20 protein-coding genes and 4 tRNA genes are annotated in these 17,375 nt (G+C 38.6%); 14 read left to right on the top strand and 10 right to left on the bottom strand.

The window, feature by feature from the left end; all coding sequences use genetic code 11:
- Positions 1 to 3 precede the first annotated feature (3 nt).
- Positions 4 to 807, top strand: a complete 804-nt coding sequence (locus tag WC631_03300; protein MFA6227472.1) for an exodeoxyribonuclease III — start codon at positions 4 to 6, stop codon at positions 805 to 807.
- Position 808: 1 nt separating this feature from the next.
- Here the strand turns inward: WC631_03300 and WC631_03295 are convergent, their stop codons facing one another.
- From WC631_03295 to WC631_03285, 3 genes are all read right to left on the bottom strand, one after another.
- Positions 809 to 1,069, bottom strand: coding sequence for a type II toxin-antitoxin system RelE/ParE family toxin (locus WC631_03295; GenBank protein MFA6227471.1), 261 nt, complete (start codon positions 1,067 to 1,069; stop codon positions 809 to 811).
- A gap of 1 nt (position 1,070) precedes the next feature.
- On the bottom strand, positions 1,071 to 1,292 hold the full coding sequence (locus tag WC631_03290; protein MFA6227470.1) for a hypothetical protein: 222 nt from the start codon (positions 1,290 to 1,292) through the stop codon (positions 1,071 to 1,073).
- 169 nt (positions 1,293 to 1,461) lie between these two features.
- Positions 1,462 to 1,932, bottom strand: a complete 471-nt coding sequence (locus tag WC631_03285; GenBank protein ID MFA6227469.1) for a hypothetical protein — start codon at positions 1,930 to 1,932, stop codon at positions 1,462 to 1,464.
- Positions 1,933 to 2,983: 1,051 nt separating this feature from the next.
- On the opposite strand from WC631_03285, the gene WC631_03280 reads away from it, so the two are divergent.
- Complete coding sequence (locus tag WC631_03280; protein ID MFA6227468.1) at positions 2,984 to 3,754, top strand: helix-turn-helix domain-containing protein; 771 nt, start codon at positions 2,984 to 2,986, stop codon at positions 3,752 to 3,754.
- 490 nt (positions 3,755 to 4,244) lie between these two features.
- On the opposite strand, the gene WC631_03275 is transcribed toward WC631_03280, so the two are convergent.
- Entirely contained in the window at positions 4,245 to 4,700 is a 456-nt protein-coding gene (locus WC631_03275; protein MFA6227467.1) for a YraN family protein, read from the bottom strand.
- Positions 4,701 to 5,281: 581 nt separating this feature from the next.
- Positions 5,282 to 5,352, bottom strand: a tRNA-Gly gene (locus WC631_03270).
- Between the two features lie 301 nt (positions 5,353 to 5,653).
- Here WC631_03270 and WC631_03265 point away from each other — a divergent pair.
- The 8 genes from WC631_03265 (at position 5,654) to WC631_03230 (ending at position 10,238) form a co-directional block, all read left to right on the top strand.
- Positions 5,654 to 5,725: transfer RNA gene (locus WC631_03265), tRNA-Arg, on the top strand.
- 392 nt (positions 5,726 to 6,117) lie between these two features.
- Positions 6,118 to 7,656: an HD domain-containing protein gene (locus tag WC631_03260; GenBank protein MFA6227466.1), complete on the top strand. Its 1,539-nt coding sequence runs from the start codon at positions 6,118 to 6,120 to the stop codon at positions 7,654 to 7,656.
- A 203-nt stretch (positions 7,657 to 7,859) separates the two neighbouring features.
- Positions 7,860 to 7,933 (top strand) — tRNA-Pro (locus WC631_03255).
- 87 nt (positions 7,934 to 8,020) lie between these two features.
- Positions 8,021 to 8,728 carry a hypothetical protein gene (locus WC631_03250; protein MFA6227465.1) on the top strand — a complete coding sequence of 236 codons (708 nt, stop codon included), beginning with the start codon at positions 8,021 to 8,023 and terminating at the stop codon, positions 8,726 to 8,728.
- A 1-nt stretch (position 8,729) separates the two neighbouring features.
- Positions 8,730 to 9,044, top strand: a complete 315-nt coding sequence (locus WC631_03245; GenBank protein ID MFA6227464.1) for an RNHCP domain-containing protein — start codon at positions 8,730 to 8,732, stop codon at positions 9,042 to 9,044.
- Between the two features lie 54 nt (positions 9,045 to 9,098).
- On the top strand, positions 9,099 to 9,767 hold the full coding sequence (locus WC631_03240; protein ID MFA6227463.1) for a helix-turn-helix transcriptional regulator: 669 nt from the start codon (positions 9,099 to 9,101) through the stop codon (positions 9,765 to 9,767).
- Positions 9,753 to 9,823 (top strand) — tRNA-Gly (locus WC631_03235). The genes WC631_03240 and WC631_03235 overlap by 15 nt, the downstream gene beginning before the upstream one ends.
- A gap of 4 nt (positions 9,824 to 9,827) precedes the next feature.
- The gene (locus WC631_03230; GenBank protein ID MFA6227462.1) at positions 9,828 to 10,238 is read left to right on the top strand and encodes an NUDIX domain-containing protein; all 411 of its coding nucleotides are present in this window, start codon (positions 9,828 to 9,830) and stop codon (positions 10,236 to 10,238) included.
- Here the strand turns inward: WC631_03230 and WC631_03225 are convergent.
- Positions 10,235 to 10,993, bottom strand: a complete 759-nt coding sequence (locus WC631_03225; GenBank protein ID MFA6227461.1) for a hypothetical protein — start codon at positions 10,991 to 10,993, stop codon at positions 10,235 to 10,237. The two genes, WC631_03230 and WC631_03225, sit on opposite strands and share 4 nt — an antisense overlap.
- A 432-nt stretch (positions 10,994 to 11,425) precedes the next feature.
- On the opposite strand from WC631_03225, the gene WC631_03220 reads away from it, so the two are divergent.
- The 3 genes from WC631_03220 to WC631_03210 all read left to right on the top strand — a co-directional run bounded on the left by WC631_03220 (position 11,426) and on the right by WC631_03210 (position 13,023).
- Complete coding sequence (locus tag WC631_03220) at positions 11,426 to 11,725, top strand: hypothetical protein (GenBank protein MFA6227460.1); 300 nt, start codon at positions 11,426 to 11,428, stop codon at positions 11,723 to 11,725.
- A 1-nt stretch (position 11,726) separates the two neighbouring features.
- The gene (locus tag WC631_03215) at positions 11,727 to 11,909 is read left to right on the top strand and encodes a hypothetical protein (protein ID MFA6227459.1); all 183 of its coding nucleotides are present in this window, start codon (positions 11,727 to 11,729) and stop codon (positions 11,907 to 11,909) included.
- A gap of 904 nt (positions 11,910 to 12,813) precedes the next feature.
- A complete protein-coding gene (locus WC631_03210; GenBank protein ID MFA6227458.1) occupies positions 12,814 to 13,023 on the top strand; it encodes a hypothetical protein in 210 nt (69 codons plus the stop codon).
- A gap of 94 nt (positions 13,024 to 13,117) precedes the next feature.
- Here the strand turns inward: WC631_03210 and WC631_03205 are convergent, their stop codons facing one another.
- Together WC631_03205 and rny are read right to left on the bottom strand one after the other, a co-directional pair.
- Positions 13,118 to 13,390: an HU family DNA-binding protein gene (locus WC631_03205; GenBank protein ID MFA6227457.1), complete on the bottom strand. Its 273-nt coding sequence runs from the start codon at positions 13,388 to 13,390 to the stop codon at positions 13,118 to 13,120.
- 206 nt (positions 13,391 to 13,596) lie between these two features.
- Positions 13,597 to 15,126 carry a ribonuclease Y gene (gene rny / locus WC631_03200; protein ID MFA6227456.1) on the bottom strand — a complete coding sequence of 510 codons (1,530 nt, stop codon included), beginning with the start codon at positions 15,124 to 15,126 and terminating at the stop codon, positions 13,597 to 13,599.
- 302 nt (positions 15,127 to 15,428) lie between these two features.
- Between rny and thrH the strand changes: the two genes are divergently transcribed.
- A complete protein-coding gene (thrH, locus tag WC631_03195; protein MFA6227455.1) occupies positions 15,429 to 16,034 on the top strand; it encodes a bifunctional phosphoserine phosphatase/homoserine phosphotransferase ThrH in 606 nt (201 codons plus the stop codon).
- Between the two features lie 87 nt (positions 16,035 to 16,121).
- Here thrH and WC631_03190 read toward each other — a convergent pair whose 3' ends face one another.
- Complete coding sequence (locus WC631_03190) at positions 16,122 to 16,697, bottom strand: ATP-dependent Clp protease proteolytic subunit (GenBank protein MFA6227454.1); 576 nt, start codon at positions 16,695 to 16,697, stop codon at positions 16,122 to 16,124.
- A 150-nt stretch (positions 16,698 to 16,847) separates the two neighbouring features.
- On the bottom strand, positions 16,848 to 17,243 hold the full coding sequence (locus WC631_03185) for a hypothetical protein (GenBank protein ID MFA6227453.1): 396 nt from the start codon (positions 17,241 to 17,243) through the stop codon (positions 16,848 to 16,850).
- Positions 17,244 to 17,375: the final 132 nt, after the last annotated feature.

Below are 17,375 nucleotides of genomic sequence, written 5' to 3'. Positions count from 1 at the left end.
CTTATGAAAATCATTTCCTGGAATGTAAACGGCCTGCGAGCTTTCCACAAAAAGGGGGCTTTTGACAGCATTTTTGAGGTTGATCCGGATATTTTCTGCCTGCAAGAGACGAAAGCTCATCCAGAACAGCTTCCCGAAGAAGTGCGCTCCCCCGCAGGTTATCACGCCTTTTTTGATCATTCAAAAGTGAAGAAGGGATATTCTGGCGTAGCAATTTATATAAAAGAAAAACTTCTCTCCTCTGTCATTCCGTTGAAGAACGGAACCCAGTCCCCAAAAGTAGAATATGGACTTGGAGTGGAAAAATTAGACCAGGAAGGTAGATTTCTCGCATTGCATCTCGGAGATACTGTCATCATAACTTGCTATTTCCCAAATGGCGGAGGTGGGCAAGACAGACTTGAATACAAGCTTGAATATTATGATGAATTTCTGAAATTTATAAAAAAATTGGAAAAAGCCGGAAAAAGCGTGATTTTCTGCGGAGATGTAAACACCGCACACAATGAAATCGACCTTGCAAGAGCAAAAGAAAATGCCGAGCATACCGGATTTTTACCGATAGAACGCGCTTGGATGGACAAACTCGTCGCCCATGGCTGGATAGACACTTTCCGCACACTTCATCCAAAAGAAATAAAATATAGCTGGTGGGATATGAAAACTTTTGCTCGAGAAAGAAATGTCGGCTGGCGTCTGGACTACTTTTTCACCTCACAAGATTTGAAATCAAAAATCTCCCGCGCCGAAATCTTAAATAATATGTTTGGAAGCGACCATTGCCCGGTACTGCTTGAATTGAAATAAATTATTTGTATATATCGTGTCCTCCAATAGCCAAAATATCGACATCTTTTTTAGAAGCATAGGAAAAAATGATTCGAAATTCATAATTTACAGAAAAACTATAACAATTTTTGAATTGCCCGTGTAATTTATGGACTTTCAGTATTTTGTGATTTCGAGCATCTTTAAATAATTCTATTTTCTCAATCACCTCATCCTGTAAATTCTCCTCTAGTTTATTAAATTTCTTTACAAAAATCGGTGCATAAATAAGATTTAGCATTTTATTTGAATCTTTTTGCTAATTCTCTTAAATCTCCGTGCAACCCTTTGCCCATAGCTATTTCATGCTGCGCTTGCAAGACATCCTGTATCGCCTCTTCTTCCGATGCACTTAAAATAGCTCGGCGAACAGCGTCGGCTTTGTTTGAACCATATCCAGACTTCACAAGATTATTCAGTTTTTCTTCCAATTTTGCAGGAAGTGGAACAGATATTGTACTCATATTTTATATATATTAAATTACTAACATATCCTATATTATCATATGATAATATAGGATGCAAATACCAGAAAGATGTTGGAAATACAAAAGAAAAGGCGGGGTTTGCTTCGCAAACCCCGCCCGATTTATTGAGTATCAACATCTATAAACACATATTGCAAGGAATAGGTTATGCGTTGAAATTAATTGTGTAAACCCTTTTGTTTAGTTGAGATTCCATAATCACACAGAGGCAATCAAACTTACTTCCATCAACAGGCTCTTCAAAACACATGTCCACTTCGTCAATACTGACCGCAATGCGCCAACCCACAGAAGTGATTACAGACCCTTTCTTTAAAGCTATACGAATAAAAGGCATCTTTTCACAGGTAGACTCACTAAACATAAGAGAGTTAATAATGGTCGCTTCGGGTAGACAGATATCTCTGTGAAAACCCGTAGGAGTGACAACTTTGTCACTAAATATTTTTCCTCCATGTTCTTCAGTCAACCGACTGACTATTCCTAGCTTTTGCTCATGGTAATTCGAAATCAAAAACATCTCACCATTCCACGGGGTCAGGCTTTTTTTGACCAGATAGTGACTGATCATCGAGGTCGCCACCACGAACAACACTGCGGATATGAATTGCCACATAACTTTCTCCTTTTCTCAAAGAACTCGTTTAGAAAAGCGTTTTGCCTTCCTACAAACTCACCACATTTTTGTTAGTGATGAATTTGATAAGAAGGGCAACCGTTTCGCTTGTGGGGCGAAGCGGTTGCCCGAAGTACTGCAGTCAACTACTTTAATATCATTGTAGATGATGCAGAGCCAATTGAGGCAAGTGATACCCCAACCAGAACTAGAACAATTCCGACCAAACCTATTTTCTTATTCGAAGGATCGCCCAAAGCGCCCACAGAAATGAGAAGCCCGGGAATGAAGGTAACCAAACCAGGTAAAACAAAATACATATTCATGTTTTTCCCTTTCTCAAAGAACCTGTTTAAGAAGACCCTATATCTTCCTACAAACTTACCACTTTTTGTTTTAGTGATGAGTTTGATAAGAAGGGGAAATTTGAAGTCTTTCCCCAAGAGTTTCGCCCTATCTCCGATTGAACAGAATGGTAACCGAATAATCCATCCGCCACACATCAAGAGCTACTGTTCGATATCTATGATCCATTGGCTTATGAAGCATGAGATATAATCCGGCGTCTGTGTTCTCAACTGAATAACAGAATAGTCCATCGTTCAGTTCAAATGTGACTTTAATGTCACGAAACAGTACACTCGGAATGTAGTGGCTATCTCCACCTGGAATAAACAAACCCAATACCACCGTCTCTTTCTTCAAGTCCACTTCATTGAATTTATTACAATTCAATGGGACTATAGTCTGTTTGTCTTCACCATCTTTTATAACCAGCATCAATCCGCCGTCCCAGATATGCATCTTATTCTTTATAATAATGTAGCTAATGCACGGGCACAGAATGACGAACAGTATGATCGCGATCATTCCATAATTCATACTCACTTCCTTTCAAAGACCTATAATCAAGGCGAAATTCGTTTGAATTCCTACTACCTTAATCATCTGACAACAATATAGCACCTTTGTCTAGTAATGTAAAGCTGTCGTCGAATCTCGACAAAGATAAATAGAGGTATATAATTAGACATATAATAAAGTTAAAGAAATGTTTACAAAAGTATTTCAAGAACTTGGTTTGTCTGAAATCACACAAAAAGTCTTCAATGACTTGGTGGCAAATGGAGCGACGCCTGCTAGTAAATTGGCAGATAGAGTGGGTATTCCCCGCCCATCTGTGTATGATCATCTTAAAATATTGATAAAACACGGCTTGGTAACAGAAAGAAAGGAGGAGTATAAGAAAGTATTTCAGATTGATAATGTGCGGAATATTCAGGAAATGCTAGCCGACAAAATCAAATCTTTGGAGAATGAGAAAAAGCAATTTGAGCTCTCGCTTCCCTCTTTATTGCAAAAAGTGGCTTTTGTAGAGCCACAGATTAAGTTTTATTCAGGAAAGGAGGGTATGAGACAAGTCTTGAACACAATAATGCTAAATAGAGATATAGAAACAGTCCTATTTTGGCCAATGAGTGAAATGATGAAAGTGCTTGGACCGGAATATTTAAGAGATTTAAATGAAAAGAGAGTAAAAAGAAATATTTTTTTGCGTGCGATATGGCCGAGTGATAAAGTCTTGGATACCGAGCAATATCCATATTTGAAAAGTGGCGAGGATACTCTGCGCGACTTGCGCTTTGCACCGGTTGGTATGACATGGAATATGGGTTATTGGCTGTATGAAGACAAAGTCGCTTTTCTTTCTTCCGAAAAAGAAGGATTTGGTTTTGTCGTCCATTCAAAAGATTTTTCCGACCTGATGAAATTACAATTTGAAAATATTTGGAAAATTTCTACACCTGCAAAAGAAAAATAACCAAGTCTGTAATCATCAATAACTTTCATAAATTAATAATACTCTTATTATTAGCCACGGCTCCTCTCTTTTATAAAGGACATTTTTGTTTTGAGTTATCCACAGGTATGTCCTTTACATGTCCTTTAAGAGGGATTAAAATATGTGAGGGGTGAAATAAGTTATTCGTCGGAAAAAGTTTTTAGAAATGCAACTCAAAAGCTTTCTCCACCGGCATTAACTTCGTTCTTTAAGGGAGTCTAGCTAACTCCGCAATAGAAAGGCTTACTTGGTGATACATCATTAGCTTTCCTCTCGAAAAACCTGTCTTGATCTTTTCTCAAAAAAGACGACTAGGAGTCGAGAATGTAGTAACACTGGGAATTCTCTTTCGACAACCGCTCATCTCAAAAACAATTTCGCTCAGAACTTGTATATAGAGGGGCGGTTTTTTAATACTTAAAAAGCCAAATTATGGCTGATTTATTGGGTTTTTTCACGTGAAACATGTCTAAAGTATCACATCTTCCAGCAGAAAAACCCTTGATACTCGCCTTTTCATATCAATATAGACAGTAATTACATTAAATTGCCACTCTGTTTCATCTGAAACATCTTTCTCCAGCAAATAGGTTTGAATTGTCCTAGATAGTCTTTGTAGCTTCCAGGGATGCATATTGTCTTCCGGTCTAAAACACCCATCAGATTGGGTGTTCGACCGATCAAATTCATTTGATTTAGGTCTAAAGCCACCCTTTTCACATGAAACACCATGTAAACTTTCACGGGAAACACTTTTTACCTCTACAAAATGCAATTTATTGACTTTTTGGGAAATTATGTCAATTTCCCCCCATTTTTTCCAATAATTTCGATCAATTATCTTAAAACCGTGTTTCACCAGAAACCTACACGCCAAATCCTCACCTAATTTCCCTATTTCATTGTTTTTTGTCTTGTCTTTCAATATGAGTAAATTATATCATAATTAATCAAAATATCACAAAAAAACATTCATTTCGTGTAAAAATCATTATATTCTTATAATTACTCAAGATTTTCACGTATTTTTACTTGTTTATTATAGATTTTTGAATTTTTTATTGATTTTTGTGTGTTTTTGGTCTCTTTAACACATTCTAATCTTTTCACACGAGACAAATTAAAACGTTTCTAAGAAACGTTTTTGATATAGGACAGATTGTATTTCAGACAATGTATTTTATGTCCTACCCTCACAGTTAGCCGTATTTTTAATAAAAGACATCTAAAAGGCTCGAATTTGCCAGATTCTATTGGTCGTCTTTTATACACATATTCACATAGTTATCCACAGTTTCATGTGAAAATACCCTTATATTAAAAGCTATAAATTATCCACTTATTTTCATATCTGCTTTTCATGTCATTATGTGTCTTTGAAGTAGGGAGGTGTGTCTTTGAGAGAAAGTCGTGTTTCATGTGAAAGGATTTAGTGTGAATGTTATAAAAATCATTGCGCCCGCACACATAGCAAAAAAGCGCAGTTACGCGCTTTTTTGCTATGTGTGCGGGCGTCGGGAATCGGACCCGAACCCAATCCTTGGCAAGGACTAGTTCTACCATTAAACTACGCCCGCAAATTTACTTTTTGTATTATACACAATTTTATAAAAAAACAAAATTGTTTTTTGATTTTTAGCCAATTTAGCGTATTATGATGAAATGCTCCCATGGTGAAATGGATATCACAACAGTCTTCGGAACTGTTGTTGTGGGTTTAAATCTTAGAAAGCAAGTAAAAGTCTTTACTTGCGAAAGATTTAAAGGACGGAGCGGGCCCTAAGCCAGCAGGATTGGAAGCGAGTCGGGGTCGAGACTTTGCGATGGCGACGGCCGAGCAAAAGTCGTGACCGAATCCTAATGGGGGAGTTTAATATTGCGCTCGTGGTGAAATGGATATCACAACAGTCTTCGGAACTGTTGTTGCGGGTTCGAGTCCTGCCGAGCGCACAAAATAAAAATATGAGTTAGTTTGACATATTGTCTAAAGGCTGATATTATTAATTAGTTATCAAAGTTGATGATTTTTACAGTAATCACACTGTGAAAAAAGCACATTAAGAAAGGACTGGACAAAATGCCTCCGACACCTCCGTTTACGCACGTACAGAACGAACAGCATCACGCAGAAGAAGAGTTCTTTAAGTCGAGAATATATCTCTTCCTGACCAACCGAGACAACGTCAAAGCATTTTCGATTGTGTTTCTGTTTATTGTGGGGATTGCAATCCTTCACTTCCTAACACACTGAAGTGCCTCTGATGTGTTTCATTCTCCAATCGCGCATGACCTCCGGGAAGTGCGCTTTTCTTTTTATCAAAATATCTGCTAAAATTCATCTAATGAAGAAAACTTCAAATAAAACAGAATTCGGGCCGATACCAAAGGAGGTTTGGGAGGCGTCGCAGACTTTGAAAAAGGCGGGTTTTGAGGCGTATCTCATAGGCGGATGTGTGAGAGATATTTTGCTCGGCATTATTCCAAAAGATTGGGACATTACGACAAATGCAAAGCCGGAACAGATTATTGCCACTTTTCCAAAGACTTTTTATGAAAATACTTTTGGTACTGTTGGTGTTGTAAATGAAAATACCGTAGACGAAGCAGTGAAGGTGATAGAAGTCACTCCATACAGACTTGAAGCAGAATATTCAGATAATAGGAGACCCGATGCAGTTATTTTTAGTGAAAAGCTAGACGATGATCTTCACAGAAGAGATTTCACCATAAATGCAATTGCATTGAATATCACAGAAGAGGGGAGTAAGGAAGGATTTTATAAAGGAAATATTGAGGACTATTATGGCGGGCAAGATGATTTGAAGAAAAAAGTCTTGAGGACTGTCGGCGACCCACATGAAAGATTTCAAGAAGATGGTTTGAGGATTTTGCGTGCAGTAAGGATTGCAAATTTTGTCGGTTTTGAAATTGATAAAGCCACGGAGAAAGCTTTGCTTGTAGAATCGGGGCTTCTTGCAAAAATCTCTAAAGAAAGAATACGCGATGAATTTACAAAAATAATAATGTCGGATACGCCAATGGAAGGCATAAAATCCTGCCAAAAATTTGGAATTTTGAAATATATTATTCCTGATTTGGAAAAGACTATCAGCATAGAACAAAAGGGTGCCCATATTTATGATGTTTGGGAACATTCTTTGAGGGCGCTTCAGGAGACGGCGGATAAAAAGTGGCCTTTGGATATAAGATTATCTGCATTGCTTCACGATATCGGCAAGCCTAAATCTCGCAGGGCAGGGGCCGAGGGCCCCTCCAAAGAGGCGGGCAAGGAAAAATGGACTTTCTATGGGCATGAAGTGATCGGCGCGAGAATGACAGAAAAAATTCTCACCGATTTAAAATATCCGAAAAAAGTTATTGAAAAAGTGGTTAAGCTTGTCAGATGGCATATGTTTTTCTCTGATACTGAGCAGATAAGTTTGTCGGCTGTGAGAAGGATTATCGCTCAAGTAGGCAAAGATAATATTTGGGATTTGATGAATGTGCGAATCGCCGATAGGATAGGTATGGGCAGACCAAAAGCCGATCCGTATCGCTTAAGAAAATATCATGCCATGATAGAAGAGGCGACTAGAGACCCGATTTCTGTGGGAATGCTGAAAATAGATGGGGGAAGACTTATGGAAGTCACAAAAGAAGCTCCGGGGCCAAAAGTTGGCTTTGTTTTGCATGCACTTCTCGAAGATGTACTTGAAGATCCAAAACTCAATACTGAAGAATATTTGGAAAATCGTGCGAAAGAACTTATGAAGTTGCCAATAAAAGAATTGAAGAAAATCGGCGAGGAAGGGAAAGAAAAAAAGGAAATAGAAAATGAAAAGGAGGTGAAAAAGATAAGAGGGAAGCATTGGGTACAGTGAGAGAGGCTTGTCTGGATAAAAATTTTCACGGGGTCCTGTCGACCTGCCCCTTTTGAAATGCACGGATATTTTCTTGCTAAAAAATTCCTCGTGCTCGCGCCGTCGCGCTCCCAAGGCATTTCAAAAGGGGCAGGCTCGCCACCCCTAACAAAAATTTTTATCCCTCGCTTCGTTACAACTTTTATGCTAATATCTTTTAATATCGGGGCGTGGTGTAACGGTAGCATCCATGCTTTGGGAGCATGTAGTCAGGGTTCAAATCCCTGCGCCCCGACCATAAAGATAGAAAAGGTATCGGTGTGATTATAGGTAATATCTCCGCCTGAGGCGGATAGTCAGGGTTCAAATCCCTGCGCCCCGACAAATGAAGATTCTAATCTACGGCGAGAATACAAAAGAAATTGAAAAACTTGCTGAAAAGGTGGGTCTTGATGTGGTTGAAAGTGGGACAGAAATAATCGCAAGCCACGAAAAATCTATCGATCTCGTGGCAAGCTACGGGGGTGATGGCACATTTATGAAATGTGAGAAAGACTTTCCTGGAATTCCGAAATTTATTTTGAAGAAAAGCCATACGACAAAAAAGGGTCATCATTTGCCAAATGAAGAGATATTAGAGAAGGTCGCGAAAGGGGAATATAGAACCGAAGAAGAAATAAAAATTGAGGGAAATACAAAAGACAGGCGAATTGTTGGGCTAAATGAAATTATCGTCCATAATAGCGACCCAAGACAAGCCATAAGATATGAAATCTTTGTAAATGGTAAGCAAATCGGGCATGAAATAATAGGAGATGGGGTGGCAATATCGACGCCGTTTGGTTCTACGGGCTACTATCGTGCTATCACAGACAGCTTCTTTGAAGTCGGTATTGGAATCGCTTTCAATAACAGTACGGAGCAATCTGACCATATGGTGATAAGGGATGATTCAGAAATAAAAGTGAAAATAATGCGCGGACCAGCGATGGCTTATGCGGACAATCACGCTGAAGAGATACCTTTGAATCCAGGAGATGAGATAATTATTAAAAAATCAGCGGAAAAAGCAAAAATAGTGAAGATTATTTAATATGACAAATCAGCCAAAGAAATTTCAGAAAAAAGTGGAGGACTTTGTTTGTGAAAAATGCGGAAATACCGTAAAAGGCACTGGCTACACAAACCATTGTTCGAAATGCCTTTGGAGTAAACATGTGGACGTAAACCCAGGGGATAGGGCGGAGGCTTGTGCAGGGATGATGTGCCCTATAAAGATAGAGACTGAAAAAGGGGAATTTGTGATTACACATAAATGCGTAAAATGTGGTTTTGAAAGGAGAAAGAAAATAGAAAAAGAGGATAATTTTGATGAAGTGGTGAGAGTAAGCAAAAAATCTCAGGCTTAATTCACTATTCGAACCTTGTATTAGTATCTAGTGTACTATATAATAGAGTTCGTTATGACAAAAGCTTATCTACGTACTGATGCAATAAAATTTAGAAAAGCTGGCTATTCTTATTCCTATATTCAAAAACAAACTGGAGTTTCAAAGAGCACTTTAAGTGAGTGGCTTTCTGATATACCATATAAACCGAATAAAGAAACTGCCGATAAGATAGTCAGGGCTAGATTAATGGCGAATGAAGCCCAGAGAGCAAAAAAGAGAAAATCTATTGAAGATGCAGAGAAATTAGCAACAAAAGATATCGGAAAATTCACGAAAAGAGATTTATTTATGCTCGGAATCGGTATTTATATCGGGGAAGGTGCAAAAACTAGTCATATTGTAAGAGTTGTAAACTCCGATCCAAAGATAATCAAAACTACTATATCTTGGTTTAAAAAGTGTTTTCATTTGCAAAATAGTAATTTTTCTATTAGAATCCATTTATATCCTGATACGAATCAGGGTAAAGCTATAAGTTTTTGGTCAAAAGAGACTGGTTTATCAAAAGATTCTTTTTTAAATTGCGTTGTTGATACTAGAACAAACAAAAAGAAGAAAAATCATGGTAAATTACCTTTTGGGACGGCACACATCTCCATAAAAGGTGCGGGAAACAATTTCTTCTTTAGAAGAATAATGTCGCTTATAGACAAGGTTCATCAAAATGCGGGCGTGGTTTAATGGTAGAATGACACACTTCCAATGTGTTGATCCGAGTTCGATTCTCGGCGCCCGCACAAAATGTCTAAAGACAGACCACAATGTGGACTTATATTAGAAAATACTAAAGGAGAGATTCTCTTACAGTTAAGAGATAATAAAAGTGCAATACCTTATCCAAATACTTGGGGAACTTTCGGTGGACAAATCGAGAAAGGAGAAACCCCGAAAGAAGCGATAATCAGAGAGATAAAAGAAGAATTAGGTTACACGCTTTTAGATCCAGAATATTTAGGCGTTTTCCCTTTTGACGGTTACGACATACATATGTTTAGAAAAGTAGATAATCAAATAAAATTAAGAAATCTAAAGGTCAAAGAAGGGCAGTGCGGGGAATTCTTCTCAGTGGGGAAGTTGGAAGGGTTAAGATTCGCTTTTAATTGTGAGAGTATTGTTAGAGAATATATCAAGAGATTCTCTAACAATAATTAAGGGAATAAGTTTTTATACTCTGAAATATTATAGATAAAATCTATTATCGATTGCATCGTCGTCGCTATAGTTTCATCTTTTATAACAACAAATTTCTTATTTCGCCTATTAAAGAAACAAATATAATCCTTAAATGACACAATGCTTGTCTGTATTTTAATATCAGAGATAAATCTAGCACTTCCACTTCTCTTTTTGAGTATTTCTGAAAGATTTCCAAGGCTTTTCTTAAAAATATCTAGACCCGTCGGACTACTTATACCTTTTAACACAATGCCTTTCCTGGCTACGGTTTCTTGCCAATGTTTCAACCACTCTTTCTCTGTATTCTTAAGTAGAACATCTATATCTTCGGGCGTTTCGATAGAATAAATCACTTCTCCTCTCTTTAATTTAAGAGCCAAATCCAAAAATCCATTCAAATCTTTGAAATAGGGCATTAGGCCACTATCAGAGTTTTTCTTTACTGGAAGATTAAGCGATTCAGATATCTGTTTAGAAGTCTCTTGGTATAGAGAGCGAATATCAAAATCTTTATTTATTACAAAAACAATTCTCTTGCCTTTCTTCTTTTTCGACAAAACTCTTCTTGCCGTCAAATCTTTTACTGCTGAATAAATACTTGGGCGAGCTAGACCTATATCTTTTGATAAGGAGAGGATATTTGCATGTCCGTTTTTATAAATAACCGATATAATCTCGGCTTCTCGCTTACTAAATGAAGCTTTTTCTATTATTTTATCCAATTTCTGCATAATACAAGTGTATATCTTTTATACACTTTTTGCAAGTTTATTTTAGTTTATGCTAATTTGAGCCTGGATATTGGTTATTTGAAAGGAGAGAAATATGTCAAAAAAGGTCAAATCAATTCCGTGTCCAGAATGTGACGGGCGTGGCTACACGACAAGTTACTCGGGAAGTTGGCACGCTGATAATACCCTGGTAAGCAGTTATAACGACTGTCGAAGGTGCGCAGGGAAAGGTGTTATCCTGATCGATGAAGTTAGGAGAAAAGATATATCAGAAATCAGGAACACACTACGCGAGAAACAAGATGAATTAAAACAGTATCGTTCAGAAGAAATTCCGCGCCTTAAACGAGAAATCAAACTCGTTAAGAAGACGCTTATGATTGTAGTGTCGAAATGTAAGTAAAAAGGACGAACTACTGGAAGGGATGAATTATGGGTATGTGGTATTCAAACGGGGAAGACGAGGAAGATCATTGTGTAATTCCAGACAGGGAAAGAGCAAGTAGAATATATGATTGGAAAGGGATGCTCAAACAGAACGCTGATTCACCATTACTAAAAGAAGAACTCTTAAAAAGGTTGTTAGAATTCACAGAGATCGTAAAAGAAAACGCCATTAACAAAATCACACAACGGCAACTCGAGGAGTTTCATCTTATTGGCGAAATTATAGAGGTTCTTGAATGGTTCAGGTATGAAAAGTGTTCTTACAAGAGGAAAAAGAAAGGATAACATGAGAATGAAAAGTATCTGTATAATAATTGGCGAAACTGGTAGGCGAACAAGTGTTTATGGCAAAGCTTTCGAGGATGGAAGGGAGGCGAGGCGGTTTGCAGATCATTGCCAAGACCAAGTTGGTTCTGCTTTCTGCGAATATCGTGTTAAACGTTTGAAATTGGTAAGAAAAAAAGGATAACATGTCAACGAAACAGAAAAGCAGTTCGAAAATATGTCCACGTTGTTATGGCCGTGGCGAACTGATAGAAAACACAGGAACAGGTCCTACGGGCTATAGTTACCAAAGATGTACGGCATGTAAAGGTAAGGGAGTTGTTAGATGCAAAGGGATTTCAAGAAAGAATGCCGTAGAAATACTCAAAAGGAAATTGATTGTAAATATGAGCAGAGTCCTGGGAAAATTATCGAGAACACAGGTGGGAGAACTGCCGGGCTCGATTCCCTCAGATATCAAACGAATTAACAATAACCTGGAATATTTCAATGATCGTTTCCCCGAATCATAGACAACAATCGGTTGTTTTGGGGGCTAGATAAAATCTAGCCCTCTTTTTTTATACAAAATAAAAACCACCTCAGAGATGAGGTGGCTTTAGTCCTCACTCGATCACAGACTAAGATGTGAAGAGTAGGACCATTGCGAGAAAGATAACGGGGTAGGTGATATGCCGGCTTGAGTGTAGCTCCCATCCGCCATTTCCAATCGGACGAATGTATACTGATGGCACATTACGTACGACATAGCTCACGAAGGCCGTCAGAATCATTGCGGATATGACACAGGCGCGCAATGACCACTGACCGTTGTTGAAGATAAAAATCAACCGAGCGAAAGAGGCAACCATCAAGCCAAGCCCCGCCAGCCACAGCACCGTCGATACGGTTATCATGTATCGGTAAACACTACGACTCTGTTCCTGAATATTCATCTTCTCTCCTTATGTTTTTTGTTCAGTTCCATACAGAATCTAACACCTACAGAAAGAATGTCAACATCAGCGTATACCAATACCATCTCTATTATTTGTTATAATTATATAAAATAAAAGTCGCATTTATTAAAAAATAATTCACAAATTATTATGTCAGCAAAAAATTGGTCTTGGGGAATTGCAGAAGCCGTAATATGGTATATCGCCGTCTATTATTTCCTTTTTGTTATAAAAAACGAGGTAAACTTATATTGGAGTGCTCTGATTCTCCTTGTGCTCTCATACGCTGGTATGATAGCTTGCCCTTGGTTTAGAAATACAAACGCATGGAAGGAATTACGTAGGAAAGATCAGATTTAAACAAATCAAAAAAGCGCCGAGTGGCGCTTTTTTCATTAATTTAGTAATTCAAAAATAAAAAAACACCCCGTTGGGGGTGTTTTTTTATTAAGAATTACTTAACTGCATCCTTCAAAGCCTTTGCTGCTCTGAATTTTGGAACCTTCATGGCCTTAACCTGAATGGTTTCGCCTGTTCTTGGGTTTCTTGCTTGTCTGGCTGCTCTTGCCTTGACTGAGAAGATTCCGAGACCTGCTACTGATACTTCTTCGCCTTTCTTCAAAGAAGCGACGATTGAATCAAATACTGTATCAACGACTTGTTCTGCTTGTACCTTTGTACCATTTAGAACGCCGTGTACTGCATCTACAATTGCTGCTTTATTCATAATGTTATGAATCTTGCGATTCTTTTAATTATTCGCGTATCAGGTCAGGGACACACGAAGCTTATAATATACGACCCCTTATGTGCTTTCCTTGTGCTTATTCTGGTTTCTCACTTCCTAAATAAGTACTCACAAAGGGTTTAGAGACCTGTGGGTATTATAATACGTTGCGAATTAAGTGCAATAGGGGAGAAAAGGTTGACAAATTATCTCGCGTATTCTATTACTCTTGACTCTCTTATCACCGTAACCTTGATTTCTCCAGGGTATTTGAGATCACTCTCTATTTTATCCGCTATATCTCTAGCCATTTTCTTGGCTTCAATATCCGTAATCTGCTCCGGAGTGACAAAAATCCTTATTTCTCGCCCTGCCTGCAAAGCGTAGGATTTCTCAACCCCTTGGAATGAATTTGCCAAAGCCTCAAGCTCCTGCAATCTCTTTATATAATTCTCAATACTATCGCTTCTTGCGCCCGGCCTTCCACCAGATATCGCATCCGCCACAGTGACTATCACAGCTTCAAGATTTTCAGCTGGATATTCTTCATGGTGAGACTGCATGGCTTTTATGATCTCCTCGCTCACACCGAATTTCTGTAAAATCCTTCTACCGATTTCGACATGTGTCCCTGCAACTTCATGATCGAGTGCTTTTCCGATATCATGCACAAGCGCACCGGCTTTTGCTACCTGCACATTTGCACCAACTTCTTCAGCTATCATACCTGCAATATGGGACATTTCTATGGAGTGTTGCAAAACATTTTGCCCATAACTTGTTCTAAAGTGTAGTCTACCGAGAATCTGTATAACCCTAGGGTCAAGATTCAAAATTCCGCATTCATATACAGCTTGTTCGCCTTTTTCTTTGATTATCTTGTTTATATCTTGCTGAGCTTTTTCAACTATCTTTTCAATCTTCGCTGGTTGTATTCTGCCGTCCATGAGCAAGTTTTCAAGAGCAACTCTAGCTATTTGTCTTCTGATCGGATCAAAAGAGGAGATGGTGATGACACCAGGAGTGTCATCTACTATAACCTCAACACCAGTAGCTCTTTCAAAGGCTTTAATATTCTTACCCTCTTTACCGATAATCTTTCCTTTCATTTCATCGGATGGAATACTGAGCATCGTAGACATAATGTCCGGTGCAACAGATGTAGAAAGTCTCTGAATCGATGTGACGAGAATCTCGCGAGCTCTGTGTTCCATTTTCTCTGCACCATTCTCTTCAAGCTTTTTCATTCTCCCAAGCAAATCTTCTTCATATTTTCTCTCCATCGCTCCAAGCAGAGAAGTCTTTGCATCTTCTTCAGTCATCTTTGCAATAGATTGCAAATCTCCAAGTTTCTGTGTCTCAAGTTTGTCGGCTCTATCGCGAATTTCCTTGATTTCAACGACTTTTTGCTTCAGACTCTCTACTTCTTTGTCTATATCCTGTTGTCTTCCATCCAAAAGTCCCTCTTTCTTTATAAGACGGTCTTCTGTTTGTTTAAATTTTTCTTCCCTCTGACGTGTTTCTTCTTTGATCTCTTTCATTACCTCGACGGACTTCGTCTCCGCGTCGATAATTATCTTCTTGGCTTTCTCCTCGGCGCTTAGCATCATCTGTCGGATCTCAAGTTCCATTGATCCCTTCTTACCGAGAGAGATGATAAGTCGCAAGAAGTAACCTATCGCAATGCCGAAAAGACCTGCAAGGCCTGCGAGAAGAATTACTATTTTTAATGACATAATTGCGAAAAAGATTTCGCCCCTTTAGAGTTTTTTCACCTGCTTTATGTTTTCACTAACTAATTTCATTTTTAACAACATACTGCTTGCTTAAAATCTGAAAAAACGGAATCTTTAAAATTAAATTGCTAACAGGATAATAGTATCGCATTTTGAGGGAAATGTCTAGGAAAATCAGCCGAGTCGGGCTTGCCGTCCCTACCAGTAGAAAAGTCATGGAAAACAACACAAAATGGCGGTTTCGCTTCGTCACGCCCTAGGCGGACAAGCCAAAACCGCCATTTTGTGTTATATATTACAGTATGAAATTAATATGCATGGATCTTGAAGGTGTGCTTATACCAGAATTCTGGGAAGAATTTGCTATCGTCACAGGCATAAAAGAGCTTGCTTTGACCACGAGAGATATTCCGGATTATGACAAACTCATGCAAATGAGGATTAAGATTTTGAAAAAAAATAAATATAATATTGAAAAAATAAAAAAAGTTGTAGCGAAAATGAAACCATTTCTCGGCGCGAGAGAATTTGTAAAGTGGATCAGAGATACCGGTGTGGCACAGCCTCTCATACTTACCGGAAGCTTTTATGATTACATAATGCCACTCATCGCAAAGCTCGGCCATCCGCTTACTTTTGCAAATACTCTTGAGGTGGATAGAAAGGGGAATGTTGTCGGATACAAACTCCGAGAAAAGGACGGGAAAATAGAAATGATACAGAGATTTCAAAAAGCCGGATATTTCACGATTGCAATAGGGGACAGCTTCAACGATTTGAAAATGCTAAAAGGCGCTGAAAAAGGAATACTCTTCAGGCCATCACCCAAACTCCTAAAACAAGAGAAGAATATTGAAGTAGCACAGACTTACATCGATTTGAAAAAAATAATTTCCAAAATACTCTAAAACACAACACAAAAGGCGGGCGCGCGAAGCGCGCCCGCCTTTTGTATTTATTCTTAATTCCTGAATCTTGAATCGTGAATCTATCTTCTACAACACCCTATCCACCACCCCATACTTCTTCGCCTCATCTGCTGACATGTAGTAGTCTCTGTCAGAATCTTTTTCTATTTGCGCAACTGTTTTACCTGTATTTTCAGCGATTATCTTCGTTAGTTTACCTTTCAATTTCAAAATCTGCCTCGCCGTGATTTCAATATCAGAAGCTTGCCCTTGCGCACCACCCATCGGCTGATGAATCATTATTTCAGAATTTGGTAAGGCAAATCTCTTTCCTTTCTTTCCTGAAGAGAGCAAGAGAGCTGCTGCTGAAGCCGCAAGTCCCACACAGACTGTCGAAATATCATTCTTCACATGATTCATCGTGTCCAAGATGGCAAGAGCCGCAGAAACAGAACCTCCAGGGGAGTTGATATAAAGCTGAATATCTTTCTTTGGATTTTCAAATTGTAAAAAGAGAAGTTGGGCAATGACGATATTGGCCGTTTCATCATCTATCGGCCCACCAAGGAAAACGATATTTTCTTTGAGCAATCTTGAATAAATATCAAAAGCTCTTTCGCCAAACTGGCTTTTCTCAATTACTGTTGGGATTAAGTATGACATATTTTTAAATTAAAATACTAATATACGAATGGTACTAATACAACGAATGGCTACGAATAAACAACCAATTCAAAGATACATCAAAAAAGGAAGTTTGACAAGAAAACGGGTCGTGCTACTTTGCACGACCCGTTGTGTTGACCACACAAATCAAACCTGAAAGAACTCCGAGAGCTTTTGAATGGCGTAATATTGATCCTGCCTGTCATTGGCACGGATAAACAAGTCAATCACTACCTTCTTGCTCTTGGCATGCCGTAGCATTTGAAGCCACAAAGCATGCCTTTTATACTTCGCCTCAATCAGCAATTCACCAGCCCTCATTGGGCAGGCATCAATAACTTGATCAATCTCTTCGATAGTTTTGGCCTTATTGAGCTGATCGTGCAGGTGTTGATCTTCTTCTTCGATTTCCTCGCGCTTGTCTTGTTCTCCCTTCGTCCACCTTTCCATTGCGAGGTAAATATCCTTCGTCGAGATGCCTGCGACATCTGACATAACCTTAAGGTCCACTCGTCGCCCATCAAACTTATAACTTGAACTCATAGCGATCTCCTTGCTTTTGAGTGAAATCACAATGATCTCACAAACATTGTCTAAAACCAGATTAGCATCAGTATTCCATAAGTCAAGACAAAAGAGATTTTGATTTTTTCGTTTTTCGTTCTACACTTCTGT

Source organism: Candidatus Paceibacterota bacterium (assembly GCA_041663045.1).
GTDB lineage: Bacteria > Patescibacteriota > Minisyncoccia > Phycocordibacterales > GWA1-40-21 > Bog-1340.
This window is presented reverse-complemented; position numbering and strand designations above follow the sequence as displayed.